Annotated in this window: 27 protein-coding genes; 11 read left to right on the forward strand and 16 right to left on the reverse strand. The window is 72.6% G+C overall.

Translation table 11 applies throughout. The features are described 5' to 3' along the window. Position 1: 1 nt before the first annotated feature. Complete coding sequence (locus tag ACN9MM_RS05795; RefSeq protein WP_426362624.1) at positions 2-1,036, reverse strand: NUDIX domain-containing protein; 1,035 nt, start codon at positions 1,034-1,036, stop codon at positions 2-4. Positions 1,037-1,172: 136 nt separating this feature from the next. On the opposite strand from ACN9MM_RS05795, the gene ACN9MM_RS05800 reads away from it, so the two are divergent. Continuing rightward, positions 1,173-1,352 (forward strand): hypothetical protein, encoded by a 180-nt coding sequence (locus tag ACN9MM_RS05800; protein ID WP_382860827.1) that lies wholly within the window; start codon positions 1,173-1,175, stop codon positions 1,350-1,352. A 99-nt stretch (positions 1,353-1,451) separates the two neighbouring features. On the opposite strand, the gene ACN9MM_RS05805 is transcribed toward ACN9MM_RS05800, so the two are convergent. Then, on the reverse strand, positions 1,452-2,402 hold the full coding sequence (locus tag ACN9MM_RS05805) for an ROK family protein (RefSeq protein WP_426362625.1): 951 nt from the start codon (positions 2,400-2,402) through the stop codon (positions 1,452-1,454). A gap of 142 nt (positions 2,403-2,544) precedes the next feature. Between ACN9MM_RS05805 and ACN9MM_RS05810 the strand changes: the two genes are divergently transcribed. Next, positions 2,545-3,579 carry a LacI family DNA-binding transcriptional regulator gene (locus ACN9MM_RS05810; RefSeq protein ID WP_426362626.1) on the forward strand — a complete coding sequence of 345 codons (1,035 nt, stop codon included), beginning with the start codon at positions 2,545-2,547 and terminating at the stop codon, positions 3,577-3,579. 6 nt (positions 3,580-3,585) lie between these two features. Here the strand turns inward: ACN9MM_RS05810 and ACN9MM_RS05815 are convergent, their stop codons facing one another. From ACN9MM_RS05815 to ACN9MM_RS05840, 6 genes are all read right to left on the reverse strand, one after another. Beyond that, entirely contained in the window at positions 3,586-5,565 is a 1,980-nt protein-coding gene (locus ACN9MM_RS05815; protein WP_426362627.1) for a serine/threonine-protein kinase, read from the reverse strand. 70 nt (positions 5,566-5,635) lie between these two features. Continuing rightward, positions 5,636-6,928: a DUF6986 family protein gene (locus ACN9MM_RS05820; protein WP_426362628.1), complete on the reverse strand. Its 1,293-nt coding sequence runs from the start codon at positions 6,926-6,928 to the stop codon at positions 5,636-5,638. A 156-nt stretch (positions 6,929-7,084) separates the two neighbouring features. Continuing rightward, the gene (locus ACN9MM_RS05825) at positions 7,085-8,047 is read right to left on the reverse strand and encodes an electron transfer flavoprotein subunit alpha/FixB family protein (protein WP_382860810.1); all 963 of its coding nucleotides are present in this window, start codon (positions 8,045-8,047) and stop codon (positions 7,085-7,087) included. Between the two features lie 99 nt (positions 8,048-8,146). Then, complete coding sequence (locus tag ACN9MM_RS05830; RefSeq protein WP_426362629.1) at positions 8,147-8,932, reverse strand: electron transfer flavoprotein subunit beta/FixA family protein; 786 nt, start codon at positions 8,930-8,932, stop codon at positions 8,147-8,149. 200 nt (positions 8,933-9,132) lie between these two features. Then, positions 9,133-9,663, reverse strand: a complete 531-nt coding sequence (locus ACN9MM_RS05835) for a flavin reductase family protein (RefSeq protein ID WP_426368685.1) — start codon at positions 9,661-9,663, stop codon at positions 9,133-9,135. A 197-nt stretch (positions 9,664-9,860) separates the two neighbouring features. Continuing rightward, the gene (locus tag ACN9MM_RS05840) at positions 9,861-10,172 is read right to left on the reverse strand and encodes a TlpA family protein disulfide reductase (RefSeq protein WP_030686007.1); all 312 of its coding nucleotides are present in this window, start codon (positions 10,170-10,172) and stop codon (positions 9,861-9,863) included. A gap of 223 nt (positions 10,173-10,395) precedes the next feature. Here ACN9MM_RS05840 and ACN9MM_RS05845 point away from each other — a divergent pair, with 223 nt between their 5' ends. After that, a complete protein-coding gene (locus tag ACN9MM_RS05845) occupies positions 10,396-11,118 on the forward strand; it encodes a lysophospholipid acyltransferase family protein (protein ID WP_426362630.1) in 723 nt (240 codons plus the stop codon). A 29-nt stretch (positions 11,119-11,147) separates the two neighbouring features. Here the strand turns inward: ACN9MM_RS05845 and ACN9MM_RS05850 are convergent, their stop codons facing one another. The 5 genes from ACN9MM_RS05850 to ACN9MM_RS05870 all read right to left on the reverse strand — a co-directional run bounded on the left by ACN9MM_RS05850 (position 11,148) and on the right by ACN9MM_RS05870 (position 15,810). Further along, positions 11,148-11,747 (reverse strand): transglutaminase-like domain-containing protein, encoded by a 600-nt coding sequence (locus ACN9MM_RS05850; protein WP_426362631.1) that lies wholly within the window; start codon positions 11,745-11,747, stop codon positions 11,148-11,150. A gap of 74 nt (positions 11,748-11,821) precedes the next feature. Then, the gene (locus tag ACN9MM_RS05855) at positions 11,822-12,901 is read right to left on the reverse strand and encodes a threonine aldolase family protein (RefSeq protein ID WP_426362632.1); all 1,080 of its coding nucleotides are present in this window, start codon (positions 12,899-12,901) and stop codon (positions 11,822-11,824) included. Next, positions 12,898-13,659: an SDR family NAD(P)-dependent oxidoreductase gene (locus ACN9MM_RS05860; RefSeq protein ID WP_426362634.1), complete on the reverse strand. Its 762-nt coding sequence runs from the start codon at positions 13,657-13,659 to the stop codon at positions 12,898-12,900. The genes ACN9MM_RS05855 and ACN9MM_RS05860 overlap by 4 nt, the downstream gene beginning before the upstream one ends. 35 nt (positions 13,660-13,694) lie before the next feature. Then, complete coding sequence (locus tag ACN9MM_RS05865) at positions 13,695-15,101, reverse strand: DUF6421 family protein (RefSeq protein WP_426362635.1); 1,407 nt, start codon at positions 15,099-15,101, stop codon at positions 13,695-13,697. Positions 15,102-15,258: 157 nt separating this feature from the next. Further along, complete coding sequence (locus tag ACN9MM_RS05870; RefSeq protein WP_426362636.1) at positions 15,259-15,810, reverse strand: GNAT family N-acetyltransferase; 552 nt, start codon at positions 15,808-15,810, stop codon at positions 15,259-15,261. A 172-nt stretch (positions 15,811-15,982) separates the two neighbouring features. On the opposite strand from ACN9MM_RS05870, the gene ACN9MM_RS05875 reads away from it, so the two are divergent. The 4 genes from ACN9MM_RS05875 (at position 15,983) to ACN9MM_RS05890 (ending at position 19,360) form a co-directional block, all read left to right on the forward strand. Beyond that, a complete protein-coding gene (locus ACN9MM_RS05875; protein WP_426362637.1) occupies positions 15,983-16,552 on the forward strand; it encodes a DUF5134 domain-containing protein in 570 nt (189 codons plus the stop codon). Positions 16,553-16,693: 141 nt separating this feature from the next. Beyond that, a complete protein-coding gene (locus ACN9MM_RS05880; RefSeq protein WP_426362638.1) occupies positions 16,694-17,629 on the forward strand; it encodes a M56 family metallopeptidase in 936 nt (311 codons plus the stop codon). Positions 17,630-17,932: 303 nt separating this feature from the next. Next, entirely contained in the window at positions 17,933-18,607 is a 675-nt protein-coding gene (locus ACN9MM_RS05885) for a phosphatase PAP2 family protein (protein ID WP_426362639.1), read from the forward strand. 129 nt (positions 18,608-18,736) lie between these two features. Then, entirely contained in the window at positions 18,737-19,360 is a 624-nt protein-coding gene (locus ACN9MM_RS05890) for a TetR/AcrR family transcriptional regulator (protein WP_426362640.1), read from the forward strand. Positions 19,361-19,408: 48 nt separating this feature from the next. Here ACN9MM_RS05890 and ACN9MM_RS05895 read toward each other — a convergent pair whose 3' ends face one another. After that, positions 19,409-20,950, reverse strand: coding sequence for an LVIVD repeat-containing protein (locus ACN9MM_RS05895; RefSeq protein ID WP_426362641.1), 1,542 nt, complete (start codon positions 20,948-20,950; stop codon positions 19,409-19,411). 176 nt (positions 20,951-21,126) lie between these two features. Here ACN9MM_RS05895 and ACN9MM_RS05900 point away from each other — a divergent pair, with 176 nt between their 5' ends. Beyond that, positions 21,127-21,777 (forward strand): DUF305 domain-containing protein, encoded by a 651-nt coding sequence (locus tag ACN9MM_RS05900; RefSeq protein ID WP_426362642.1) that lies wholly within the window; start codon positions 21,127-21,129, stop codon positions 21,775-21,777. Between the two features lie 83 nt (positions 21,778-21,860). On the opposite strand, the gene ACN9MM_RS05905 is transcribed toward ACN9MM_RS05900, so the two are convergent. After that, positions 21,861-22,214, reverse strand: coding sequence for an ArsR/SmtB family transcription factor (locus tag ACN9MM_RS05905; protein WP_426362643.1), 354 nt, complete (start codon positions 22,212-22,214; stop codon positions 21,861-21,863). Positions 22,215-22,337: 123 nt separating this feature from the next. Between ACN9MM_RS05905 and ACN9MM_RS05910 the strand changes: the two genes are divergently transcribed. The 3 genes from ACN9MM_RS05910 to ACN9MM_RS05920 all read left to right on the forward strand — a co-directional run bounded on the left by ACN9MM_RS05910 (position 22,338) and on the right by ACN9MM_RS05920 (position 25,338). Beyond that, entirely contained in the window at positions 22,338-23,417 is a 1,080-nt protein-coding gene (locus ACN9MM_RS05910; protein ID WP_426362644.1) for an NADH:flavin oxidoreductase/NADH oxidase, read from the forward strand. 167 nt (positions 23,418-23,584) lie between these two features. Then, complete coding sequence (locus tag ACN9MM_RS05915) at positions 23,585-24,667, forward strand: WD40/YVTN/BNR-like repeat-containing protein (RefSeq protein WP_426362645.1); 1,083 nt, start codon at positions 23,585-23,587, stop codon at positions 24,665-24,667. 128 nt (positions 24,668-24,795) lie between these two features. Continuing rightward, positions 24,796-25,338: an RICIN domain-containing protein gene (locus tag ACN9MM_RS05920; protein ID WP_426362646.1), complete on the forward strand. Its 543-nt coding sequence runs from the start codon at positions 24,796-24,798 to the stop codon at positions 25,336-25,338. Between the two features lie 44 nt (positions 25,339-25,382). Here ACN9MM_RS05920 and ACN9MM_RS05925 read toward each other — a convergent pair whose 3' ends face one another. Beyond that, entirely contained in the window at positions 25,383-26,060 is a 678-nt protein-coding gene (locus tag ACN9MM_RS05925; protein ID WP_383692784.1) for a uracil-DNA glycosylase, read from the reverse strand. Positions 26,061-26,091 lie beyond the last annotated feature (31 nt).

Raw genomic sequence — 26,091 nt, forward strand, 5'->3', positions numbered from 1 at the left:
GTCAGCCCACCGGGACGCCCGCCTCCAGGTTGAGGACCGTGCCGCGTTCGCGGGCGCGGAGGGCCCAGCGCAGGCGCCGGTAGCGGACGGGCGGCAGGAGCGACTCGGCCTCCTCCTCGGTGACGAACCGCCAGCCGCGGAGTTCGGAGCCGGGGAGGCGGAGGCGTTCGGCGTCGGCGGCCCGCAGGGTGCCGCCGTCGAAGAGGAGGCGGAGCCCGCCGTATCCGGGGGGCTGGGGACGTTCCCAGTCGACGAGCAACAGCCGGGGGACGGCGTCGAGTTCGAGGCCGATCTCCTCGGCCACCTCGCGCATGCCCGCCCTGGCCGGGGCCTCGCCGGGCTCGACGACCCCGCCGGGGAACTCCCAGCCGGGCTTGTAGGTGGGGTCCACGAGCAGGAACCTGTCCTGTTCGTCGAAGAGCAGGACGCCTGCGGCGAGCGTCTCGCCGGTCGGCTCGGGTGTCTGGACGATGCCGCACGGGGCGACCTGACCGGCCCGGACCGCTTCGGCGACGGCCCGGGCGGCCTCGGCCACGGTGAGTGCCGAGGTGTCGAGCGTGTACGCGTCGGCCGCGAGCCAGTCCAGGGCGGCGCGGTACGGCGGCAGGTGCTGGTGGCACCACTCCCTGACGCGGGCGTCCACCTCGGGGTCGCCGTACTCCGCCCGGCCGTCTATCCGTTCCCGCAGGATCGTTTCCTCCGGGGCGAGCAGCACATGGCGCACCTCGATGCGGCGGGCGGCGAGCCCGCCGAAGATCTCGTCCCGGTACTCCTGGCGGAGCAGGGTCATGGGGACGACGAGCACGCCGCCGACCTCGGCGAGCAGAGCGGCGGCGGTGTCGACGACCATGCGGCGCCAGATCGGCAGGTCCTGGTAGTCCTCGACCTCGGCGAGCCGCTTGGCCGGGAGGAGGCGGCGCAGCCCCCCTCCGGTGAGCTCGGGGTCGTACAGGGTGCTGTTCGGGATCAGATCGACCAGCTCGCGCGCGGTGCTCGACTTTCCCGCGCCGAACGTCCCGTTGATCCAGACGATCACGTTTCCCCCTCTTCGATAGCCCCCAGTGGCTTGCCCGCAACACCCTGCCACGGAAACCACGAACACATGTCTCGGCATGTGCGTGACACTTCCGGGGGGCCGTCGTTGAGAACGGCGAACACGAGGGGGTGCGGAGATGAGTCGTACGGTTCTCGAACGGTTTCCGGCCGGCGGCCCGCGGGGCAGCTGGCCGGCGGAGGAGTTCGCCGGCGCGCGGCGCGAGGAGGGGGTGCCGGCCCGGGTCGTGATGGACCTGGAGTCCGACGCGTTCCTGGTGATCGTCGAGCAGCGGATGCCGGAGCGGGTACGGGAGTGAGACCTGGCGCGGGCCGGGGTCGCGCCCGCTCCCGGGTCGGGGTGGGGCGCCCGCTCCCGGGCGCGGGTGGGGCGCCCGGCCCGGGACCGGTGGTAAGCGTCAGGAGCGGGCGTCCGTCGGCATCGCCGCCGCGGCGGCGCCGAGGAGGCCCGCGTCGGTGCCCGTGACGGCGGGGACGACCGTCAGGTCCCGGACGAACGAGAGCGTGGCGTAGCCGCGGAGGCTGCGCCGGAGCGGGGCGAAGAGGACCTCGCCGGCCCCCGCCACCCCGCCGCCGACGACCGCGATGTCGATCTCGACGAGGGCGGCGGTGGCGGCGATGCCCGCCGCGAGCGCCTGGGCCGCGCGCTCGAACGAGGCGACGGCGATCGGGTCCCCGGCGTGCGCGGCGGCGGCCACGGCGGCGGCGGAGACGTCGCCGTCGGGCCCCGGCCGCCAGCCGTTGTCCAGCGCCCGGCGGGCGAGGTGCGGGCCGCTGGCGATGCGCTCGACGCAGCCGCGCCCGCCGCAGGCGCAGGGGTCGCCGTCCAGGTCCACCGGGATGTGGCCGATGTGACCGGCGTTGCCGGTGGGTCCGGGGTGGACCCGGCCGTCGAGCACGAGGCCGCCGCCGACGCCCGTGGAGACGACGAGGCACAGGGCGTGGGCGTGGCCCCGGGCCGCCCCCAGCCAGTGTTCGGCGGCCGTCATGGCGACGCCGTCGCCGACGAGGGTGACCGGGCGGCCGGCGGCGGCCCGGCGGACCCGCTCGACGAGCGGGAAGTCGCGCCAGCCGGGCACGTTGACCGGGCTGACGGTTCCCCGGGAGGCGTCGACCGGTCCCGCGCTGCCGATGCCGACGGCCGCCGCCGACTCCCAGAGCGGGGAGGCCGCCAGGTCCGTCAGGACCGCCTCGACCGCCGCCATCACCGTCTCGCCGTCCTCACGCGCGGGCGTGGGCCGCTGCGAGCGGACGCGGACGCGGCCCGTGCGGTCGACCAGGGCGCCGGCGATCTTGGTGCCCCCGATGTCGAGGGCGGCGACGAGGCCCGTGGCGGGGTCGGTGTGCATGGGCGCGAGGTCTCCGGTCGGCAGGCGGGAGGCGGCAAGTCGTTCTGTACAGTCTTACCCGCTCTGACAACGTTGTCTAGGCTCTATGCTCGAACCGAGATCGACTCGACACCCTCGACATGCTCCGGAGGAACCGCGCACCGTGGCCGACATCGCCCGCCGCACCGAGCCCCGCTACGGCAATCGGCCCACGATGAAGGACGTCGCCGCACGGGCCGGCGTCGGCCTCAAGACGGTGTCCCGGGTCGTGAACGGCGAACCGGGCGTCACCCCCGACACCGAGCGCCGGGTGCGGGAGGCCATCGAGGTCCTCGGCTTCCGCCGCAACGACAGCGCGCGCGTCCTGCGCAAGGGCAGGACGGCCACGGTCGGGCTGGTCCTGGAAGACCTCGCCGACCCCTTCTACGGGCCGCTCAGCCGGGCCGTGGAGGAGGTCGCGCGGGCGCACGGCGCCCTGCTGTTCAACGGTTCCAGCGCCGAGGACCCCGACCGGGAGCAGGAGCTGGCGCTCGCGCTCTGCGCCCGCCGGGTCGACGGTCTCATCGTCATCCCCGCCGGTGACGACCACCGGTATCTGGAGCCCGAGATGAGGGCGGGCGTCGCCACGGTCTTCGTCGACCGGCCCGCCGGACGGATCGACGCCGACGCCGTCCTCTCCGACAGTTTCGGCGGCGCACGCGCGGGCGTCGCGCATCTGATCGCGCACGGCCACCGCAGGATCGGGTTCATCGGCGACCGTCCCCGCATCCACACCGCGGCCGAGCGGCTGCGGGGCTACCGCGCCGCGATGGAGGACGCGGGCCTCCCGGTCCGGGACGCCTGGGTCTCCCTCGGGTCGACCGACCCGGAGCGGGTGAGCGCGGCGGTACGGGAGATGCTGGCGGCGGGCGAGCCGGTGACGGCCCTGTTCTCGGGGAACAACCGGGTCACCGTGACCGTGGTCCGGGCCCTCGCCCGGCACGGGCGGCCGGTCGCCCTGGTCGGCTTCGACGACATCGAACTGGCCGATCTGCTCGGCGTCACGGTCGTCGCCCAGGACGCCGCGGCGCTGGGCCGGACGGCGGCGGAGCGTCTCTTCCGGCGTCTCGACGGGGCCGAGGGGGCGCCGGAGCGACTGGTCCTCGGCACGACGCTGCTCGCCCGTGGATCGGGCGAGATCGCGCCGCCGGCCGTCTGAGCCCCCTCAGCAGATCCGCAGGCCCGCCACGGGGCCGCCGCCCCCACCGCCCGACAGGTGGAGCACGCTGAGGTAGACGTTGGTGTTGCCGCTGTCGTCGTCGGTGCGGGCGAACCAGCGGCTGGTGGTTCCGCCGTACGTCTCGGTCCGGTCGAGGTCGACCTGGCACGAGAAGGAGTGCGGCCCGGCGCCGACCGTGCCCATCTCACCGCCGTCGTACCGGGTGGTGGTGGCGCTCCGTACGACCTGGCAGGTCGCGGAGGAGCCCGACGCGGTGCAGCCGGACGCGGGTGGCGGGGCGTCCGTGGTGGGCGCGGTCGTCGCGCCGCCCCCGGAGGGGTCGCGGGTCGCACTCGTGCCGCCGGCCGTGGCGGTGCTCCCGCCCGGCTTGCCGGGGGCCGTCGTGGCGCCGCCTCCACCGCCCGCCCCGGATGCCGCGTCCGCACCCGTGCCGCCCGCGGCCTGGTCTCCCGCCGCCGAGCCCGGGTCGGAGCCGTCCGAGCCGGGGTCGCCGGTGGCCGGTGCTCCGCCGGCCGCCGCGCCCGACTCCCGGCCCGAGGGGGTGGAGCCGCCGGAGGGGGTGCCGGTGCCTCTCGGCCGCCCGGAGGGCGGGGTGCTGCTCCCCGGGTCGAGGACGCGGCCGGGGTCGCCGACGGAGCCGCCGCCCCCGTCCCCGTCCCGCGGGGTCTCCGAGGCGGCCCGCGCGCTGTCGTCGCCGTCCATGAGGGCGTACGTGATGCCGCCGCCGGCGAGCAGGACGGCGGCCACGGCGGCGGCGACCACGGCGTTGCCCCGGCGCGGCTTCGTCCCGGCGCGCCGTGCGGCCCGCGTCCCGGCGCGGCCGACCGTGCCCGCGTCGAGCTGGGCGGGCGGCACCGGCACCGCGGGGCCGAAGGCCCCGGCGGGTGGCGCGGCGGGCGGCGGGGTCTGCTCCGGGCCCGCGACCGTACCCGCGTAGGGGTTCGCGTCCACACCGCCCGCGTACGGGTTCGCCCCGGCGGCGCTCTCGTACGGGTTCGCCCCCGCGGCGCTCTCGTACGGGTTCGGCGCGAGGACCTCGGGGGCCGGTGCCTCGGGGGCCGGTGCTTCCGCCGCCTGTGCCGCCGCGGCGGCGTCTCCGCCCGTCACCGCCTCCGGCTCCGGCTCCGGCTCCGGCTCCGCCAGCGCGCCGAGCAGCCGCGCCGCCTCGCGGGCGGGCGGTCGGGAGGCCGGGTCCTTGTCCAGGAGGCGGAGCAGGACCGGGGTGAGGGGTCCGGCACGGCGGGGCTCCGGGAGCGGTTCGGTGACGATGGCGGCGAGGGTCGACCAGGTGGACGTGCGGCGGAAGGGCGAGGCGCCCTCGACCGCCGCGTACAGGGTCGCGCCCAGGGCCCAGACGTCCGACGCGGGGCCGGGGTCCTGCCCGCGGGCGCGCTCGGGGGCGAGGAAGTCGAGGGAGCCGACGATCTCGCCGCTGCGCGTGAGGTGGGTCGCGGAGCCGTCGCCGGGGTCCTCCATCGTGGCGATGCCGAAGTCGGTGAGGACGATCCGGCCCGAGCGGTCGAGCAGGATGTTGCCGGGCTTCACGTCCCGGTGGAGGACGCCCACGTCGTGGGCGGCGGCCAGCGCCTCCAGGACGTGTGCGCCGATGCGGGCGGCCTCGGCGGGGTCGACGGTGCCGCGTTCGCCGAGGACGTCGTCGAGGGAGGGCCCGTCGACGAGCTCCATGACGATGACCGGCCGGCCCTCGTGCTCGGTGACGTCGTGGACGGCCACGACTCCGGGGTGGCGGACCCGGGCGGCGGCGCGCGCCTCGCGGGTCATCCGCAGGCGCAGGTCGGCCAGTTCGGGCGCGGCGGCGTCCGTGTACGTACGGAGTTCCTTGACGGCCACCTCACGGCCGAGGACCTCGTCGACCGCACGCCAGACGACGCCCATGCCTCCGCGTCCGAGCTGGCGCACGATTCTGTAGCGGCCCGCGAGCCGCCCGTTCTCCCCCGATGACACCGCTGCCCCGTCCCCTGTCGATCATGTGAACTCGACAAGAGTACGGGGCAGTTGGCGCGAAAGTGACCGTTTAGCGATCAGTGGTGACCGTGAGGTCGCCTCGGCGCGGGGCGGCGAAGCGGTCGAGCGCGGCGCGGGTCATGCCCGTGAGGGCGCCGACCTCGGCGGTGTCGAGGGCGCCGCAGTCGATGCCGCGCAGCAGGTAGGAGCTGAGGGCCTTGGCGGTGGCGGGCTCGTCCATGACGTCGCCGCCCGCGTGGTTGGCGTAGGCGGAGAGGCGCTTGGCTGCGGCCTCGAAGCCCTCGCGGTAGAAGGCGAAGACGGCGGCGTAGCGGGTGGGGATGTGCCCGGGGTGCATGTCCCAGCCCTGGTAGTAGGCGCGGGAGAGGGCGCGGCGGGTGAGGCCGTAGTGCAGGCGCCAGGCCTCGTGGACGTGGTCGGTGGAGCCGACGGGCAGGACGTTGGTGGAGCCGTCGGAGACTCGCACGCCGGTGCCGGCGGCGGCGACCTGCATGATCGCCTTGGCGTGGTCGGCGGCCGGGTGGTCGCTGGCCTGGTAGGCGGCGGAGACGCCGAGGCAGGCGCTGTAGTCGAAGGTGCCGTAGTGCAGTCCGGTGGCGCGGCCCTCGGCGGCGCCGATCATGCGGGCGACGGCCGCGGTGCCGTCGCTGGCGAGGATGGACTGGCTGGTCTCGATCTGGATCTCGAAGCCGAGGCGGCCCGCGTCGAGGCCGTGGGCCTTCTCGAAGGCCTCCAGGAGGCGGACGAAGGCCGAGACCTGCTCGGGGTAGGTGACCTTGGGGAGGGTGAGGACGAGGCCGTCGGGGAGGCCGCCGTTCTCCAGGAGACCGGTGAGGAAGACGTCGGTGGTGCGGATGCCGCGGTCGCGTACGGCCGCCTCCATGCACTTCATCCGGATGCCCATGTACGGGGCGGCGGTCCCCTTCGCGTACGCCTCGGAGATCAGGCGGGCGGCGCGGGCGGCGTCCTGGTCCTCGTCCTGTCCGGCGTAACCGTCCTCGAAGTCGACGCGGAGGTCCTCGATGGGCTCGCGCTCCAGCTTGGCCCGTACCCGACCGTAGACGTCCTCGGCGAGGTCGTCGGAGAGGCCGAGGACGGCGGCGAAGGACTCGGCGTCGGGGGCGTGCTCGTCGAGGGCGGCGAGGGCCTGGTCGCCCCAGGAACGGATGGTTCCGGCGTCGAAGGCGTTGCCCGGGACGTAGACGGTGTGGACGGGCTGACGGGTGCCGGGGTCTCCCGGGTAGCGCCGGTCGAGCTCGGCGTCCACCGCTGCGAGCGAAGCGCTGATGCCCTCGCTGACCGCGCCCGCGAGGCTCGTCGACACCTTCTCCTGCTGGCCCATCCTGCATCCTCCTGTTTTCCGCTGCACGGAATCAACAATCCGTATAGCGAAGTTAGTAGGCCGTCGGGACCTGAGTCAATGGTTGTCCGAAACGACCGGGGGCCGCACGGCGACAGATCGCCGTGCGGCCCCCGGGACCGACAGAACCGCAGGTCATCAGCCCTTGCGGGTCTTGACCTCTTCGGTGAGCTGCGGGACGACGTCGAACAGGTCGCCGACGACGCCGTAGTCGACGAGGTCGAAGATCGGAGCCTCGGCGTCCTTGTTGATCGCGACGATCGTCTTCGAGGTCTGCATGCCCGCGCGGTGCTGGATCGCGCCGGAGATGCCGGAGGCGATGTACAGCTGCGGCGAGACCGACTTGCCGGTCTGGCCGACCTGGTTCGAGTGCGGGTACCAGCCGGCGTCGACGGCGGCGCGCGAGGCGCCGACGGCGGCACCGAGCGAGTCGGCGAGCGCCTCGATGATCGCGAAGTTCTCGGCACCGTTGACGCCGCGGCCGCCGGAGACCACGATCGCGGCCTCGGTCAGCTCCGGGCGGCCGGTCGACTCTCGCGGGGTGCGGGCGGTCACCTTGGTGCCGGTGGCCAGCGCACCGAAGGAGACCTCGAGGGCCTCGACGGCGCCGGCGGCCGGGGCGGCCTCGACGGGGGCCGAGTTCGGCTTGACCGTGATGACCGGAGTGCCCTTGGAGACACGGGACTTGGTGGTGAAGGAGGCGGCGAACGCGGACTGCGTCGCGACCGGGCCCTCGTCACCGGCCTCCAGGTCCACGGCGTCGGTGATGATGCCGGAACCGATGCGGACCGCGAGGCGGGCCGCGATCTCCTTGCCCTCGGCGGAGGACGGGACGAGCACGGCGGCCGGGGAGACGGCGGCGACGGCGGCCTGGAGCGCGTCGACCTTCGGGACGACGAGGTACTCGGCGAACTCGGGGGCGTCGGCAGTGAGGACCTTGACGGCGCCGTGCTCGGCGAGCGCGGCGGCGGTGTCGGCGGCGCCGTTGCCCAGCGCGACGGCGACCGGGTCGCCGATGCGGCGGGCGAGGGTCAGCAGCTCCAGGGTGGGCTTGCGGACGGCTCCGTCGACGTGGTCGACGTAGACGAGGATGTCAGCCATGGGACTTCAATCTCCTGCGAACGGAAGGGGCGGTCTGGCGGGCTCTCGGGAGCCTTGGGTGCTGCGCGGGCCCGGGGGGTGACCCCGGACCTCCGGCACCTAGATGAACTTCTGGCTCGCGAGGAACTCGGCCAGCTGCTTGCCGCCCTCGCCCTCGTCCTTGACGATCGTGCCCGCGGTGCGCGCCGGACGCTCGGCGGCGGAGTCGACGGCGGTCCAGGCGCCCTCGAGGCCGACCTCGTCCGCCTCGATCTCCAGGTCCTCCAGATCGAGGGACTCGACCGGCTTCTTCTTGGCGGCCATGATGCCCTTGAAGGACGGGTAGCGGGCCTCGCCCGACTGGTCCGTCACGGAGACGACGGCCGGAAGCGAGGCCTCCAGCTGCTCGGAGGCGGTGTCGCCGTCACGGCGGCCCGTCACGACACCGCCGTCGATCTTGACCTCGGAGAGCAGGGTGACCTGCGGGACGCCCAGACGCTCGGCGAGGATCGCCGGGAGGACGCCCATGGTGCCGTCGGTGGAGGCCATACCGGCGATGACGACGTCGTAGCCGACCTTCTCGATCGCCTTGGCGAGCACGAGCGAGGTGCCCATGACGTCGGTGCCGTGCAGGTCGTCGTCCTCGACGTGGACGGCCTTGTCGGCGCCCATGGAGAGCGCCTTGCGCAGCGCGTCCTTGGCGTCCTCGGGGCCGACCGTGAGCACGGTGACCTCGGCGTCGTCGGCCTCTTCGGCGATCTGCAGGGCCTGCTCGACGGCGTACTCGTCGAGCTCCGACAGAAGGCCGTCGACGTCGTCGCGGTCGACGGTCAGGTCATCGGCGAAGTGCCGGTCGCCGGTGGCGTCGGGCACGTACTTCACACAGACAACGATCCTCAAGCTCACGCCGGCTCTCCTACTGCATCGGTCATTACTGGGCTGCCTTGTTGCTCGCAGCATAGGCGCCTGAAGGGCGGGTTTCCGGTCGGGGCGCCTCACGCCCCGACCCGAATATTACTCGCCAGTACACCCAGTTCGTTACCGCTGAGCAAGCGCTCAGGCGTGTGACCTTGCCAACGCGCGGAGAGCGGCGCGTACGGGAACTCTCAGTCGCGCAGCGCGTTGAAGCGGCCGTGGTGGTAGAGGAGGGGCCGGCCCGCGCCGTCCGGGTCCCCGGCGACGGCCTGCGCGATGACGATCCGGTGGTCCCCCGCGGGCACGCGGGCCACCACGCGGCAGACCAGCCAGGCGAGGACGCCGTCGAGCACGGGCACGCCCTCGGGGCCGAGGCTCCACCGCGTGCCCTCGCCGAAGCGGTCGGCGCCGCTGCGCGCGAAGGTGGCCGCGAGCTCCTCCTGGTGCTCGCCGAGTATGTGCACGCCGATGTACTCGGCCTCGGAGACCACGGGCCAGCTGGAGGAGGTCGTGCCCACCCCGAAGGAGACCAGCGGGGGCTCGGCGGCCACGGAGTTGAGCGAGGTGGCGGTGAAGCCGACGGGCCGCTCGCCGTGCGCGGTGACGACCGCGACTCCGGCCGCGTGCCGGCGGAAGACGGAGCGGAGCAGATCGGGGGAGGCCTGCCGGGGTGCGCCGATCGTGGGAACCGTGCTGAGCTGGAGGTCCGGAGTGACCGTCATGGAGTTGTCCTTCTGCGAGGGCGTCATGAGAGGAGTCCTGGGGTGGTCAGACACCCGGACAGCGCGCGCTCGCGTTGCGGGCCAGGTCCACGTGGGCCCGGCCGTAGAGAAGGAGTTCTATGGGCACCCCGTCAGGGTGACGATCGGTGGACGGTGCAGTCAAGTGCGTACCGGGATGTGGGAGAAGTGTCACGGCGTCAGACCGCTCGCCCCAGAGCGGCGATGACGTCGGCCCTGCGGGGCTGCCCGGCGGCCCTGCGGACGACGCGGCCGGCGGCGTCGAGGACGAGGACGGTGGGGGTGCGGGCGATGCCGAGCTCCCGCACCAGGTCGAGCCGCTCCTCGGCGTCGATCTCCACGTGCCCCACGCCCGGCACCATCGCGGCGACCTCGGCGAGGGTGCGGCGGGTGGCCCGGCAGGGCTGGCAGAACGCCGTCGAGAACTGGACGAGGGTGGCCCGCTCCCCCAGCGCGGCGCCGAGCGCCTCCGGCCCCAGGACCTCGGTCATGCCACTCCCCTTCGTTCTTGCGTTCCCCAGGTGCAGCACCGGGCGCCGCCGATCGATTCCCGCCACGGCCACCGCGAGTGACGAGAATCTCCCTGCACGAAGCCGTCTGGACTGGTCACGAGGCCCCACATGGGGCACGATCTGCCCAAAGCCGAAAACCTACGGCCGCGTAACTTCGCCGGGAGAACCCGCTCCGGGCACCTGAAGAAGAGGTTCCTCTCCGATGGCAGAACTCGTCTATCGACCGGTCGTCGGTGCCGCGCTGACCCTGTTCAAGGCGCTCGACCTGAAGATCGAGACGCAGGGTTCGGAGCACATCCCCCGGACGGGCGGCGCGGTGCTCGTGAGCAACCACATCAGCTATCTGGACTTCATCTTCACCGGTCTCGCCGCGCTGCCGCAGAAGCGCCTCGTGCGCTTCATGGCGAAGGACTCCGTCTTCAAGCACAAGGTCTCGGGACCGCTCATGCGCGGGATGAAGCACATCCCGGTGGACCGCGCCGCGGGCGAGCACGCGTACACGCACGCCCTGGAGTCGCTGCGCGCCGGGGAGATCATCGGCGTCTTCCCCGAGGCGACCATCTCGCAGTCCTTCACGCTCAAGAGCTTCAAGACGGGTGCCGCGCGTCTGGCGCAGGAGGCGGGCGTCCCGCTGATCCCGATGGCGCTGTGGGGCACCCAGCGGCTGTGGACGAAGGGCCGGCCCCGGAACTTCAAGCGGAGCCACATCCCGGTGACGATCCGCGTCGGCGAGCCCGTCGAGGCCCCCGCCGACCAGTACGCGGGCGCGATCACCCGGCGTCTGCGCGAGCGCGTCCAGGAGCTCCTGGAGGCCGCTCAGCGCGCCTACCCGGTGCGCCCGAAGGACGCGAGCGACACCTGGTGGGTGCCCGCACACCTCGGCGGTACGGCTCCGACGCCGGCGCAGGTCAAGGAAGCCGGCTGACGGAACCGTTTCGGCACTCCCCGCCCGGGTCAGAGTTCCGAGGGCAGGGTCCGGTCGAGGTACGAGCGGTCCGGGGCGGCCTTCAGCGCGCCCAGGACGGCCGGGTGCGGCTCGGCGTACAGCTCGGGGTGGTCCACCTCTCCGAGCTCCGGCCGTACGGTCCAGGCCAGCCGCTCCTCCCCCAGTGAGAACCGGGCGTCGACGCCCGGCTTGTTCCCCCGCACGTCCTGGCGGGCCCAGGCGTGCCCGCCGGGCAGCAGGACGGCGACCAGGCCGTGGATCACCGGGTCCGAGCCGTCGTCCTCGGTGAGCCGCTGGTAGCAGAGGGCGGCGGGGATGCCGCGGGCCCGCAGCAGCGCCGCGTAGGCGACGGACTTGGCGTAGCAGATGCCGGTGCGCAGCTCCAGGACGTCGGAGGCGCGCCAGGTGACGCGGAGGTCGCCGGAGTCCATCGAGTGCGGGATCGTGTCGCGGACGTACGCATAGGCGGCTTCGGCGTATGAGTATGCGTCGGGATGATCGCCGGCGAGGCGGTCGGACACCGCCTTGACGAGCGGGTGCTCATGATCGACGGCCTCACTCGGCGCGAGGTAGGCCTCGATGTCGGGGTTCTGCTGGATGAGTTCCATGCGGGACGACCCTATGAAGAGGGCCGGACGGAGTCAATGACTTTCCGTCCGGCCGCATATTCATGCATGACTCGCTAGCGGGCCAGCTCTTCCTTCAGTGCCTGGAGGAAGGCGTCCACGTCGTCCTCCGTGGTGTCGAAGGCGCACATCCAGCGGACATCACCGGCGGCCTCGTCCCAGAAGTAGAAGCGGAACCGTTCCTGCAGGCGTCGGCTCACCTCGTGCGGGAGGCGGGCGAAGACCGCATTGGCCTGCACGGGGTAGAGGATCTCCACCCCGTCGACCTCGCGCACCCCGGCCGCGAGGCGGCGGGCCATCGCGTTGGCGTGGCGGGCGTTGCGCAGCCACAGGTCCTTCGCGAGGAGGGCCTCCAGCTGCACCGACACGAAGCGCATCTTCGAGGCGAGCTGCATGGACAGCTTGCGCAGGTGCTTCATGTGGCTGACCGCGTCGGGATTGAGGACGACGACGGCCTCGCCGAAGAGCATGCCGTTCTTCGTCCCGCCGTACGAGATCACGTCCACGCCGACCGCGTTCGTGAACGCGCGCATCGGCACGTCGAGCGAGGCGGCCGCGTTGGCTATGCGGGCCCCGTCGAGGTGCACCTTCATGCCCTTGGCATGGGCGTGCTCGACGATCGCGCGGATCTCCTCCACCGTGTAGACGGTGCCGAGCTCCGTGTTCTGGGTGATCGAGACGACCTGGGGCATGGCCCGGTGCTCGTCCTCCCAGCCCCAGGCCTGCCGGTCGATCAGCTCGGGCGTGAGCTTGCCGTCCGGGGTGGGGACGGTGAGCAGCTTGAGGCCGCCCATCCGCTCCGGCGCGCCGCCCTCGTCCACGTTGATGTGGGCGGTCTCGGCGCAGATGACGGCGCCCCAGCGGTCGGTGAGCGCCTGGAGGGCGGTCACGTTCGCCCCGGTCCCGTTGAAGACCGGGAACGCCTCGGCGGTGGGGCCGAAGTGGCTGTGCATGATCCGCTGGAGGTGATCGGTGTACTGGTCCTCGCCGTAGGCGACCTGGTGGCCTTCGTTGGCGAGGGCGAGGGCCGCGAGGACCTCGGGGTGTGCGCCGGCGTAGTTGTCGCTGGCGAAGCCCCGGACCGACGGGTCGTGGTGACGACGTGCGTCGGTCCTGGGGCCGAGTGCCGCGGTCACGGCTTGGGGGTCAGCCACAGACGCTGTCCATTCACTTCCTGGGCGGGCTTGTCCCAGAGCCCGGCGATCTCCTCGGCCAGGTCCTTGACGTCGGTGAAGCCCGCGAACTTCGCGTTGGGGCGTTCGGCGCGCATGGCGTCGTGCACCAATGCCTTGATCACCAGGATGGCAGCCGCCGCCTGCGGGCCGTCGTCGCCCCCCAGCTTGCGGAAGGAGTCCGCCATGGCGAGGGTCCACGCCTCGGCGGCCGCCTTGCCCGCGTTGTACGCGGCGTTGTTGGCGACCGGCTTGTGCGCGCCGGACTGGCTGATCAGGGCGTACCGGCCGCGCCCGCCGGCGCGCAGCAGCCCGTCGTGGAAGGCGAGCGAGGTGTGCTGGACCGTGCGGATCAGGAGCTTCTCCAGGAAGTCCCAGTCCTTGAGGTCGGCCTCGGTGAAGGAGGGGGCACCGCGCCAGCCGCCGACGAGGTGGACCAGGCCGTCGATCCGGCCGAACTCCTTCTCGGTCTTCTCCGCCCAGTCGCGCGTGGCGGCCAGGTCCAGGAGGTCGACGGTGTCCCCGACGACCTTGGCGCCGCCGTGCGCGTAGCGGGCGGCGTCGACGGCCTCCGCGAGGCGCGCCGGGTCGGCGTCGGAGGCGACGACGGTGGCGCCGGCCTCGGCGAGCCGCAGCAGGGTGGCACGACCCGCGGGGCCGGCCGCGCCGGCGACCGCGATGACGGAGCCGTCGAGCGGTCCGCCGTTTCCGTTGGAGATCATGGGCGACGCCTCCTCGGTGTTCTCGGTGAGGTCGCTCACGCGGCGGCCCGCTCGGTGCTCGGGACGTCGGCGGCGGTGATGCCCTTGGTGTCGGCGATCACGCCCTTCAGCTTCTTGGCGAGGGCCTCAAAGAACATGCTGAGCGGAAACTCGTCCGGAAGCACGTCGTCGACGAGCTTGCGGGGCGGCAGCGAGAGGTCGAGGGCGTCGGGACCCTTGGCCCACTTCGATCCCGGGTGCGGGGCGAGGTAGCCGGAGACGAACTCGTACGCCTTGAACCAGTGGACCAGCTTCGGGCGGTCGATGCCCTCGCGGTAGAGGGTCTCGATCTCGGCGCAGAGGCGGTTGGTGACCTCGGGGGCCCGCTCCCAGTCGATCGTGAGGACGTTGTCCGTCCAGCGCACCACGTCGTTCTTGTGGAGGTACGCGAAGAGGAGCTGGCCGCCCAGACCGTCGTAGTTGCGGACGCGGTCGCCGGTGAGCGGGAAGCGGAACATCCGGTCGAAGAGGACGGCGTACTGCACGTCACGGCCGTGCGCGTTGCCCTCGGCCTCCAGCTTCACGGCCTCCTTGAAGGCGGTGAGGTCGCAGCGGAGCTCCTCCAGGCCGTACATCCAGAAGGGCTGGCGCTGCTTGATCATGAAGGGGTCGAAGGGCAGGTCACCGCGGCTGTGGGCGCGGTCGTGAACCAGGTCCCAGAGCGCGAAGGCCTGCTCGCAGCGCTTCTGGTCGCCGAGCATGACGGCGATGTCCTCGGGGAGCTTCACGCCGAGGGTGTCGACGGCGGCCTCGGTGACCTTGCGGAAGCGCGCGGCCTCGCGGTCGCAGAAGATGCCGCCCCAGGTGAAGCGCTCCGGGACCTCGCGGACGGCGACGGTCTCGGGGAAGAGGACGGCCGAGTTGGTGTCGTACCCGGCGGTGAAGTCCTCGAAGGTGATGCCGCAGAAGCCCGGGTTGTCGTAGCGGGTGCGCTCCAGCTCGGAGAGCCACTCCGGCCAGACCATGCGGAGCACGACGGCCTCGAAGTTGCGGTCCGGGTTGCCGTTCTGCGTGTACATCGGGAAGAGCACGAGGTGCTGGAGCCCGTCGGCACGGCCGGCGGCCGGGTGGAACTCCATGAGGGAGTCCAGGAAGTCCGGCACGGCGAAGCCGCCCTCGACCCAGTGGCGCAGGTCCGCGACGAGGGCGCGGTGGTAGGCGCCGTCGTGCGGGAGGAGCGGGGAGAGCTGCTCGACGGCCGCGACCAGGCGGTCCACGGTCAGCTCGACGAGCGCGCGGGCGGGGGCGCCCTCGGCCTCGAAGTCGATGGAGCCGTCCGGGCGCTGCCAGGGACGGATCTCCTCCACGGCATTCTTGAGCTCGGCCCAGGCCGGGTGGTCGATCACACGAGCGTCGGTGGATATCCCCCCACCGGTCACGTCCTGCACAAGAATTTCCGTCATGCCTCTTCCTCCACAGGAGAACCTTGCGTCAAGACAACGTAACCATTGACGCTTGATTCCCACAAGGGGAGGCAAGGGAAATTATCCTGTGCGACCCCCCTGGCGGCAGAAGTTTTTCCTGTCCGCCAGGGTTGAAGCCACTCTTCCGCCGTACGGATCAGCCGAGCGGCTTGATCAGCAGCTCGAACTCCAGGTCGTCGCGCTGGGGCAGGCCGAAGCGCTCGTCGCCGTACGGGAACGGGGTCGTCCGGCCCGTGCGCCGGTAGCCGCGCCGCTCGTACCAGGCGATCAGCTCCTCGCGCACGGAGATCACCGTCATGTGCATCTCGCGCGCGTCCCACAGCTCGCGCACCCGGCGCTCCGCCTCCGCGATGATCTGCTTGCCCAGACCCGCGCCCTGGAGCTCGGGCCGGACCGCGAACATGCCGAAGTAGGCGGCCTCGCCCCGGTGCTCCAGCTGGCAGCAGGCGACGAGCTCGCCGTCGCGCTCGACGACCAGGAGGCGGCTGCCGGGGGCCGTGATGACCGCGGCCACGCCCTCGGGGTCGGTGCGCTGCCCCTGGAGGATGTCTGCCTCCGTCGTCCAGCCGCCCCGGCTGGCGTCGCCCCGGTAGGCCGACTCCACGAGCGGGACGAGCACCGGGACGTCGTCGAGGACCGCTTCGCGGTAGCTGATCCGGCCGGTCTCCTGGGACGTGGCGGTGTCCATGTTTCGGGCTCCCCTCGGGCGCTGACGATCGTCGTGCGCGATCGTCCCGAGCCTAACGCGCGCGCCCCTTCACTCCCCTCGTACACCTGTGCGCGCCCGTGCGCCCGCGTGCGGCGCCCGCAGGACGGGCATTCCCTCCTGGAGGGGACGGCGTCCAGGGGGAGGTGTGCCCGTGCACGGACCGGCCCTGCCCGGGTGGCTGCTCGTCGCGCTGTGCGCGGCGACGGGCGTGTACTGCCTGCTGCGGATGCGCGCCTGCGTCGGCGAGGAGCGGCGGGCCGCGGGCGGCGAGGCGGTGATGGGCTTCGGCATGGCCCTGATGGCGCTGCCCGCCGCCGCCCTCAGCCCGCCGGAGTGGGGCTGGGCGCTGTACGCGGCGGTGTTCGGCGCGGCGACGCTGCACGGTCTCCTGGCACTCCGGCGCGGCGGCCACCATCTGCACCACCTGGTCGGCTCGCTCGCCATGGTCTACATGGCGGTGGCGATGGCGGTCCCCGGCGCGGCGGGGGCGCACGCGGGGCACACGGCCGGGGCGGTGGGACCGGCGGGGGGCGTACCCCTGCTCACGGGCGGCCTCCTCCTCTACTACATGGCGTACGTGCTGCGCGCGGGGACGCGGCTCGTCCCGGTGGCGGCGACCACCGGCGGGCCGGGGCCCGCCTGGGCGACACGGCCCGAGCTGACCCTCGCCTGCCGGCTCTCCATGGCGCTCGCGATGCTGGCGATGCTGGTGACCCTGTGAGGCTCCGGCCGCCCCGGCCCACGGGAGCCCCCATGGGATCCGGCCCGGCGGCAGCGGCTTCCGGCCAACCAAACCGTGGCGTACGTCACTTGACGTCCGCGCCCATACCCCCGGCGAGCAGCGCGCTCATAGGGTGACGCCATGTGGGTCTCCCTCGCGCTGTTGCTGCTCGGCGTCCTGACCGCCCTCGCGGCCCCCCGGCTGCTGTCCCGGGCCGACTGGGTGGAGCGAGAACCCGTGGTGGCCCTGTGGGTGTGGCAGTGCGTGGTGGCCGCCGTGCTGCTGAGCTTCGCACTCTCCATGACCTTCAGCGCTTCCACCGCCTGGCAGGCCGTCCGGGGACAGGTCTTCGCCTCCGCGCCGCGCGCGGTGGTCGACGCGTACGGACTGGGCACGTCCGGGCCCTGGTCCGCGGTCCTCGCGGTGGCCCTCGCGGCCGGTGGGCTCTGGTCCGGGGCGATGCTGGGCCGCGAGATCGGACTTGCCCGTGCCCGGCGCAGGCAGCGCCACTGCGATCTGCTGGTCCGCGCGCCCCTGTTGCCCGGGGAGCTGCCGGGCAGCGAGCGGCTCGTCGTCCTGGAGGGCGAGCGGGCGCACGCCTGGTGGATGGCGGGCTCCACGCCCCAGCTGGTCATCACGACCGCGGCGCTGCGGCGCCTGAAGGGGCGCCAGCTGGACGCGGTCCTGGCGCACGAGCAGGGCCACGCCCGTGCCCGGCACGACTGGCTGCTGCACAGCTCGGGGGCGCTGGCCGCCGGATTCCCGGGGATCCCGGTCTTCGCGGCCTTCCGCGAGGAGATGCACCGCCTGGTGGAACTGGCCGCCGACGACGTGGCCTCGCGCCGCTTCGGCCGGCTGACGATCGCCCTCGCCCTGGTCGAACTCAACGAGGACCGGGGAGTGTTCGGCCCGGGAGCGACCCCTGCCGCGGACCTCCCGCAGCGGGTCGACCGACTGCTCACGGCGGCGCCGCGGCTCACCGCCGGGCGCCGGCTCCGGCTGACGGCGGCGGCGTCCCTGGTGCCCGTGGTCCCGGTGCTCGTGGCCTTCGTCCCGGCGCTCAGCGCGCTGGGATGACGACGGGTGCGAGCGGGCGCGACGGGCGGGGGCCGGGCGGCGGACGGGAATCGGGCGAGGGACGGCGCTCGGGTCGTCGACGTGGCTCGGGCCGCTGCCGTGGCTCGGGCCGCTGACGGCGCTCGGACCGCTGACGTGGCTCCGACCGCCGGCGGCGCCCGCGAGGTGTACGGGCCCCGCGAGGTGGACGGGCCCCGTGGGGCGGACGGGGCGTCCGCCCCAGGCACCGCCCCTGCCGGGGACGCGGCGCGCGGCGGGCCCGGGGGCGGCGGCGCGGGACCGGCCGTCGGGCAGGATCGGGGGATGCGCACCTCCGCCGTGATCTCCGGAGCCCTGGCCGTGCTCCTGCTCGTGCTCGTCGCCGCGGGATGGTCGCCGCTGCTCTCCCTCGACCGGTCGGTCGCCGAGGCGCTCCACCGCAGCGCCCTCGCGCATCCCGGGTTCACACACGTCAACCGCGTCCTGTCCGACTGGGTGTGGGACCCCTGGACGATGCGCGCCCTGGCCGCCTGCGCCGTGGTGCTGCTGTGGTGGCGGCGGGAGCGGCGGGCGGCGCTGTGGGTCGCCGGGACGAGCCTGCTCGCCGTCGGGCTCCAGCAGGGCCTCAAGGCGCTGGTGGGGCGGGACCGGCCGCACTGGACCGATCCGGTCGACTCCGCGCGGTACGACGCCTTCCCCTCCGGGCACGCGATGACGGCGACGGTCACCTGCGGGCTGCTGCTCTGGGTGCTCGCCCTGCACTGGCGGGCCGAGTGGCGCGGCTGGGGCACGCTCGCGGGCGCGGCGGTCGTCTCGGTGCTGGGGGTCGGCTGGACGCGGGTCTACCTGGGCGTGCACTGGCCCTCGGACGTCGTCGAGGGCTGGCTGCTCGGCTGGTGCTGCGTGGCCGTGGCGGTGCTCACGTACCGGCGGACCGCACCGGAGGGACACGGCAGCGGCGCGGGGAGCGGCGGGAGCAGAATGGGAGGAACCAGATGAAGCCGCCTGTTCTGGACGATCCCCCGTGTCGCCCAGAACAGACGGCATCCCCGGCGGTATGCCACACGGGCATGCCGACGGGATGCGCCGAGTATATTGGCCGGCAGCCAGTCAACGCAGGAGTCCAGCATGTCCCCGCGTAGCCCATCGGTCAATGAAGAGCTTCGGCGCAGGTCGCGCGAGCGCATCCTCCAGGCCACGGCGGACCTGGTCGACGCTCACGGCTACGAGGCGACCACGCTCGGCGACATAGCGGAGCGGGCCGGCACGGCGCGGGGACTGATCTCGTACTACTTCCCCGGCAAGCACGTGCTGCTGCAGGCGGCGGTGCACCGGCTGATGCACCTCACCCTGGAGGAGGCACTCGAACGGGAGCCGCACACGGAGGACGGCCGCGAGCGGCTCGCCCGGGCGATCGACGCGATCCTGGGGCTCGCGGTGACGCGGCCCACCCTGATGCGGACCCACATGGCGGGCATCCTGCAGGCCGACGGGTTCGTGCAGTGCGAGGAGCAGCAGCGCCTGGCCCACCTGCTGCGGGACACGGTCACGCGGTACGGCTCCGCGGACGTGGACACGGACTACCCCCTGCTGCGCGCCCTGCTGATGGGCTCGGTGGTGGCGGTGCTGCTGCCGGGGGCACCGATGCCGCTGGCGCGCCTGCGGTGGGAGCTGTTCCAGCGGTACGGGCTCGACTGGGAGGCGGGCGCGCCGCCGGACGGGGGTCCGCCCGACGGCGCGCAGCGATCATGAGGAGATGATCGGCACCAGGTGGTCAGCGCCTGGTGAACCGCCTGGTGATCAGTGCTTGAAGTCGTCGAAGTAGTCCGGCTGGGTCTGGACGTTGAGCTCGTCCATCCGGATCCGCTTCGCCGGGTCCGTACGACGGTCGGAGAGCTTCAGGACGTCGAGGCCCTTCGCGATGTCGTTCGAGTAGATGTGGCCGTTGTAGTAGTACGCGGACCACGAGCCGCCGGTCGCGACGGTGGTGGCGGACAGCGGGCCGCGCTCGAAGTAGGCGATCTCCTTCGGGGCGGAGGAGTCCGTGAAGTCCCAGACGGAGACGCCGCCCTGGTACCAGGCCTGGACCATGAGGTCCTTGCCCTTGACCGGGATCAGCGAGCCGTTGTGGGCGACGCAGTTCTCGGTGTCGGCCTGGTGGCGCGGGATCTTGAAGTAGCTGCGGAAGACGAGCTTGCGCTTGTCGCCCTTGCCGACGATGTCGTAGATGCCGTCGGCGCCGCGGTTCGGGCCGATCTCGGCGTTGCAGGTGGCGGCGCCGCCGCCGCCGAGCTCGTCGGTGAAGACGACCTTGTCGGCCTTCTGGTTGAAGGTCGCGGAGTGCCAGAACGCGAAGTTGACGTTGTCCTGGACCTGGTCGATCACCCGGGGGTGCTCGGGGTCCTTGATGTCGAAGAGGATGCCGTCACCCATGCAGGCGCCGGCCGCGAGGTCCTTCTCCGGCAGCACGGTGATGTCGTGGCAGCCGGTGGTCTTGGAGACGCCCGGGTTGGTGGGCGAGCCCGGGTTGCCGCCGCCGTCGGGACCCTCGCCCGGGAAGAGGACCGGGAAGTTGACGACCGCCGCCTTCTCGGGCGCCTTGCGCGGCACCTTGATGACGGAGATGCCGTCGTGCGGGGGCTGGCAGTCGGGGAAGGCCGCGTTGGGCGAGTACGAGGAGACGTACACGTACACGTTCTTGCCCTTGGGCAGGATCGTGTGGGTGTGCGAACCGCAGGAAGTCTCGACGGCGGCGACGTACTTCGGGTTGGCGATGTCGCTGATGTCGAAGATCTTCATGCCCTCCCACGATTCCTTCACCGAGGCGGGCTGCGTCGTGCTGGCGCACGAGTTGTCGCTGCGGGAGGAGTCGGTGGACAGGAAGAGCAGGTTCCCGGAGACGGAGATGTCGTTCTGGGATCCCGGGCAGAGGACCTGCGCGACGGTCTTCGGGGCCTTCGGGTCGCTGATGTCGTAGATGCGGAAGCCGTCGTAGTTGCCGGCGAACGCGTACTTGCCCTGGAACGCCAGGTCCGTGTTGAGGCTCTGGAGGGCGTCCTTGGGGACGTTCGCGAGATGCTCGATGTTCTTGCTGTGGACGATCTCGTCCACGCCGGGTATCTCGCCGCTCTGGATGGCGGAGCGGGCTTCGGCCGCCTGCTGCGAGGAGACCGCGCCCTGTGCGGGGCCGGCGTCTCCGGGGTCGGGGGTGGCGGCCGCGGGGCCTGCCGCGAGCAGTGTGGCCAGCAGCCCGGCTGCGGCGGATGCCACGCCCAGGCGTCTGAACCGGGCACGCGGGTCTCGCGTGTCGGACGTGGTACGCGGGGTACGCAACGAAGTCACTCCGTCCTCCCTGGTATCCGTTCGGCTGTGAACGGGTGTTGGACCCCGGCAGTATCTTCCGTGGCGTGCACATCTCAACAGATGGCAACACAGACGTAATGAAGGTTTTTGATCGGTCCCCGCGAGAAAAGTGCTAGGAACGGTCACTGTCCCCGCAAGAACATCTGGAGGTCGCGTTGTTGATCCGCCGTCAGCGTGCCGTCGCCCTCGCGGCCCTGTCCGCCGTCGCCGTACTCGCCCTGGGCGCCTGCGAGTCGGGGTCCGGCCAGGACACGCCGCGGGCCGGCGCCTCGACCGGGCCCGCGGTGGTGGCACCGGGTAAGCCCGGTGAACCGGCCCGGCGGATATCCCCCGAGGAGGCCGCCCGGCTGCTCCCCGACGAGAGCCCGAACGGCGCCGACTTCCGGTACGCGCAGATGATGATCGTGCACCACCGGCAGGCCCTGACGATGACGGAACTGGCCCCGAAGCGGGCGTCCTCGCCTCAGGTCAAGAAGGTCGCGGAACGGATCGCGGCGGCGCAGCGGCCGGAGATCGACGCGATGGAAGGTTGGCTGAAAAACAACGGCGGTCCGCGCGAACAGGGCGCCCACGACCATCACTCGATGCCGGGCATGGCGACCGAGGCACAGCTGAAGGAGCTGAGGAACGCGAAGGGCGCGGCCTTCGACGAGCTCTTCCTGAAGCTCATGATCACGCATCACGAGGGTGCCGTGACGATGGCCGCCGAGGTGCTGAGCGAGGGGAACAACGTCCTCGTGGAGGAGATGGCGAACGACGTGATCGCCCAGCAGACCTCGGAGATCAACCGGATGCGGTCCCTGTAGGGGTGGCGGGCCGCCCGTGGGGGGGCGGCGGTCGCTGGCCCGTGGGGGGCGACGGCCTTCGGCCCCTCTCCCCCACGCGGCTGTCAGTCCGCCTCCCCCGCGCGGTCGGCCTGGGCGCCGGCGGCGGCCAGGACGGAGTCGAGGAGGCCGGGGAAGAGGGCGTCGAGGTCGCTCCTGCGCAGGCAGTTGAGCTTGGCCGTGCCCTGGTACATCTGCTGGATGACCCCGCTCTCGCGGAGCACCCGGAAGTGGTGCGTGGTCGTGGACTTGGTGACCGGGAGGTCGAAAGAGGAGCAGGCGAGTTCGGTCTCCTCGCGTGCCAGGTCCCGCACGATCCGCAGGCGCACGGCGTCCGAGAGGGCGTGCAGCACCTCTTCGAGGCGGATCTGGTCGCGCGCGGGGTGTTCGAGGACGCGCGGGCTGGTGGTGGTCGTCATGGCGGCGGCTCCACTTCATCCGGGATGCCGCCCATTGTACGAGGGCTCTCGTAGTTTGACAGATGCCGTACTACGATGACTATCGTACGAGCATCTTCGAGGCATCCCGAAACGGAGTCCGTCATGAGCGTCGCCCTGTTCGAGCCCTACACCCTGCGGTCCCTCACCGTGCCCAACCGGGTCTGGATGGCGCCCATGTGCCAGTACTCGGCACAGACGAGCGGACCGCACGCCGGGGTCGCCGGCGACTGGCACTTCGCCCACTACGCCTCCCGCGCCACCGGCGGTGCCGGACTGATCCTCGTCGAGGCGACCGCCGTGGCCCCCGAGGGCCGCATCAGCCCGGCGGACCTCGGCCTCTGGAACGACACCCAGATCGAGGGACTGCGGCGGATCTCCGGATTCCTCAAGGAGCACGGCACCGTGCCCGGCATCCAGATCGGGCACGCCGGCCGCAAGGCCTCCACCAACCGCCCCTGGGAGGGCCGCGGCCCGGTCGACGCGTCCGAGGGCTGGCAGCCCGTGGGCCCCAGCCCGGTCGAGTTCGCCGAGGGCTACCCCGTACCGACCGAGCTGACCGCGGAGCGCATCCGGGAGATCACCGGACAGTTCGCCGACGCGGCCCGGCGCGCCCTGGCGGCCGGCTTCGAGGTCCTGGAGGTGCACGGCGCACACGGCTACCTCATCGGCGAGTTCCTCTCCCCGCACAGCAACCACCGCACGGACGCGTACGGCGGCTCGTTCGAGAACCGCACCCGGCTCGCCCTGGAGGTCGTCGACGCGGTGCGGGCCGTCTGGCCCGAGGAGCTTCCCCTCTTCTTCCGGATCTCCGCCACCGACTGGCTGGAGGAGCAGGGCTGGACGGTCGACGAGACCGTGCGGTTCGCCGCGCTCCTGCGCGAGCACGGCGTCGACCTCCTCGACGTCTCCAGCGGCGGCAACGGCGGACCGGCCGAGATCCCGGTGGGCCCCGGCTACCAGGTGCCCTTCGCCGCGCGGGTCAAGGCGGAGACCGGGCTGCCGGTCGCCGCGGTGGGCCTGATCACCGAGAGCGAGCAGGCCGAGAAGATCCTCTCGAACGGAGAGGCCGACGCGGTCCTCCTCGGCCGCGAGCTGCTGCGCGACGCCTCCTGGCCGCGCCGCGCCGCCCGCGAACTGGGCGTGCGGACGCCCGCCCCCTCGCCGTATGCCTGGGCGATCTGAGCACACCGCCGGACGCGCCGGCGGGGACCGGGACCCGCGCGCCCCGGGGGCCGGGACTCCCGCGCTCCGGGTCGGACCCGGGTCCGGAGTGTCTCCGGGAGCCGTTGTCAGTGGGCGGGTGCAGACTGGCCCGTATCCGCGACAACGGCGTCCTGGAGGTGGCAGTCATGCCCGACGTACTCCTCACCGTAGGCACCCGCAAGGGCCTCTTCATCGGCCGGAGGCACGACGGACGGTGGGAGTTCGACGATCCCGCCTTCCCCGCGCAGGCGGTGTACTCCGTCGCCGTCGACACCCGGCGGCCGGCCCCGCGGCTGCTCGTGGGCGGGGACAGCGCCCACTGGGGGCCGTCCGTCTTCCACTCCGACGACCTCGGCAGGACATGGACCGAACCGTCCCGGCCGGCGGTGAAGTTCCCCGAGGACACCGGGGCCTCCCTGGAGCGCGTCTGGCAGCTGCACCCGGCACCGGAGCACTCCCCCGACGTCGTGTACGCGGGGACCGAGCCCGCCGCGCTCTTCCGGTCGGCGGACGGCGGCGAGTCCTTCGAGCTGGTCCGCCCGCTCTGGGAGCACCCGACGCGCTCGAAGTGGGTGCCCGGCGGAGGCGGCGAGGCCGTGCACACCGTCGTCACCGACCCGCGCGACCCCGACGCGCTGACGGTCGCGGTGTCGACCGCCGGGGTGTTCCGCTCGCGGGACGGCGGGGCCGCGTGGGCGCCCTCGAACCAGGGGGTGTCGGCCGTCTTCCTGCCCGACCCGCATCCCGAGTTCGGGCAGTGCGTCCACAAGATCGCCCAGGACGCGCGCGACAGGGACCGGCTCTACCTCCAGAACCACTGGGGGGTCTTCCGCAGCGACGACGCGGGCGCGACCTGGACCGACATCGGCGCGGGGCTCCCGTCCGACTTCGGGTTCGCGATCGCCGCGCACCCGCACCGCCCCGACACCGCCTACGTCTTCCCGATCACCGCCGACTCCGACCGGGTCCCGGCGGAGCGCCGCTGCCGCGTCTACCGCACGACGGACGCGGGCGGGACCTGGGAGCCGCTCGGCCGGGGGCTGCCCGAGGGCGACCACTACGGCACGGTGCTGCGGGACGCGCTCTGCACGGACGACGCGGACCCGGCGGGCGTCTACTTCGGCAACCGGAACGGCGAGCTGTACGCGAGCGACGACGACGGGGACAGCTGGCGGCTCCTGGCGGAGCACCTGCCGGACGTGCTGTGCGTGCGGGCGGCGATGATCTGACGGAATTCCGGATTCCGCCGGATCTGATCAATTACCGCCAGGGAAAGGCGAGTTCGTTCGCACAGTCATGCGATCATGGGGCCGCTCTCCCGGCCGTCGGGCCGGGGCCTCCCTGATTGCAGAGGACCATGAAGCTCAGCCTCTTCTCCCACGCCCGCCGTGGCCTGCTCGTGCTCGCGGCCGCCCTCGGCCTCGTCTTCGGCGTCACCGCCGCCCCGGCCCAGGCCGACTCGCCCGTCTACGACTTCACGTTCACGATCCGTCCGCAGCACGCCTCGGGGATGTGCCTGGAGGTCGCCGACTGGCGCAAGGACGACGGCGCGCCCGTCCGCCAGTGGCCGTGCACGGGTGGCGCCAACCAGCAGTGGCGCAAGTACTACATGCCGGGCTCTTCCACCGGCCCGTACTGGTACGTGAACGTCAACAGCGGCAAGTGCCTGGAGATCGGCGGCTGGGCGACCAACAACGGCGCCACCACCAACCAGTGGACCTGCCACTACGGCGCCAACCAGACCTGGTACGGCAACTCGGGCCTCATCTACCCGGACTTCACGTACGCGTCCGGCAAGTGCCTGGAGATCGCCGACTGGAGCCAGAACGCGGGCGCCCCGCTGCGCCTGTGGGACTGCCACTACGGGGCCAACCAGAAGTTCAGCTTCGTGTTCGTCTGAGCCGTTCCGGGGGCGCCGGAACGACCCGGCGCCCCTTCCGGGGATCAGGGCAGGCGCCAGTCCACCGGCTGGGCGCCCTGGCTCAGGAGCATCTCGTTCGCCCGGCTGAACGGGCGGGAGCCGAAGAAGCCCCGGTCCGCCGACATCGGCGACGGGTGCGCGGACTCGACCGCGGGCAGGTTCCCGAGGAGCGGACGGGCCCTGCGGGCGTCACCGCCCCAGAGGATCGACACCAGCGGCTTGCCCCGGGCGGCCAGCGCGCGGATGGCCTGCTCGGTCACTTCCTCCCAGCCCTTGCCCCGGTGCGCGCCCGCCTTGCGCGGGGCCGTGGTCAGCGCCCTGTTGAGGAGCAGGACGCCCTGGCGGGTCCACGGCGTCAGATCACCGTTCGACGGCCGGGGCAGACCGAGGTCGGTGTGCAGCTCCCGGAAGATGTTCTCCAGGCTCGGCGGCAGCGAGCGGACCTCGGGCGCGACCGAGAAACTGAGCCCCATCGGCATCCCCGGCGTGTGATAGGGGTCCTGACCCACGATCAGGACCCGCACCTCGTCGAACGGCTGCTGGAACGCCCGCAGCACGTTCGGCCCGGAGGGCAGGTACGTCCGGCCCGCGGCGATCTCCGCCCGCAGGAAGTCGCCCATCGCGGCGACACGCCCCGCGACGGGGCCCAGAGCCTCCGCCCAGCCGGGCTCCACCAGTTCGTTCAAGGGTCGCGCTGTCACGGTCCGTCACTCTACCGGCCTACAGTGACAA

The organism is Streptomyces sp. E-08 (genome assembly GCF_049913095.1).
Lineage (GTDB): Bacteria > Actinomycetota > Actinomycetes > Streptomycetales > Streptomycetaceae > Streptomyces.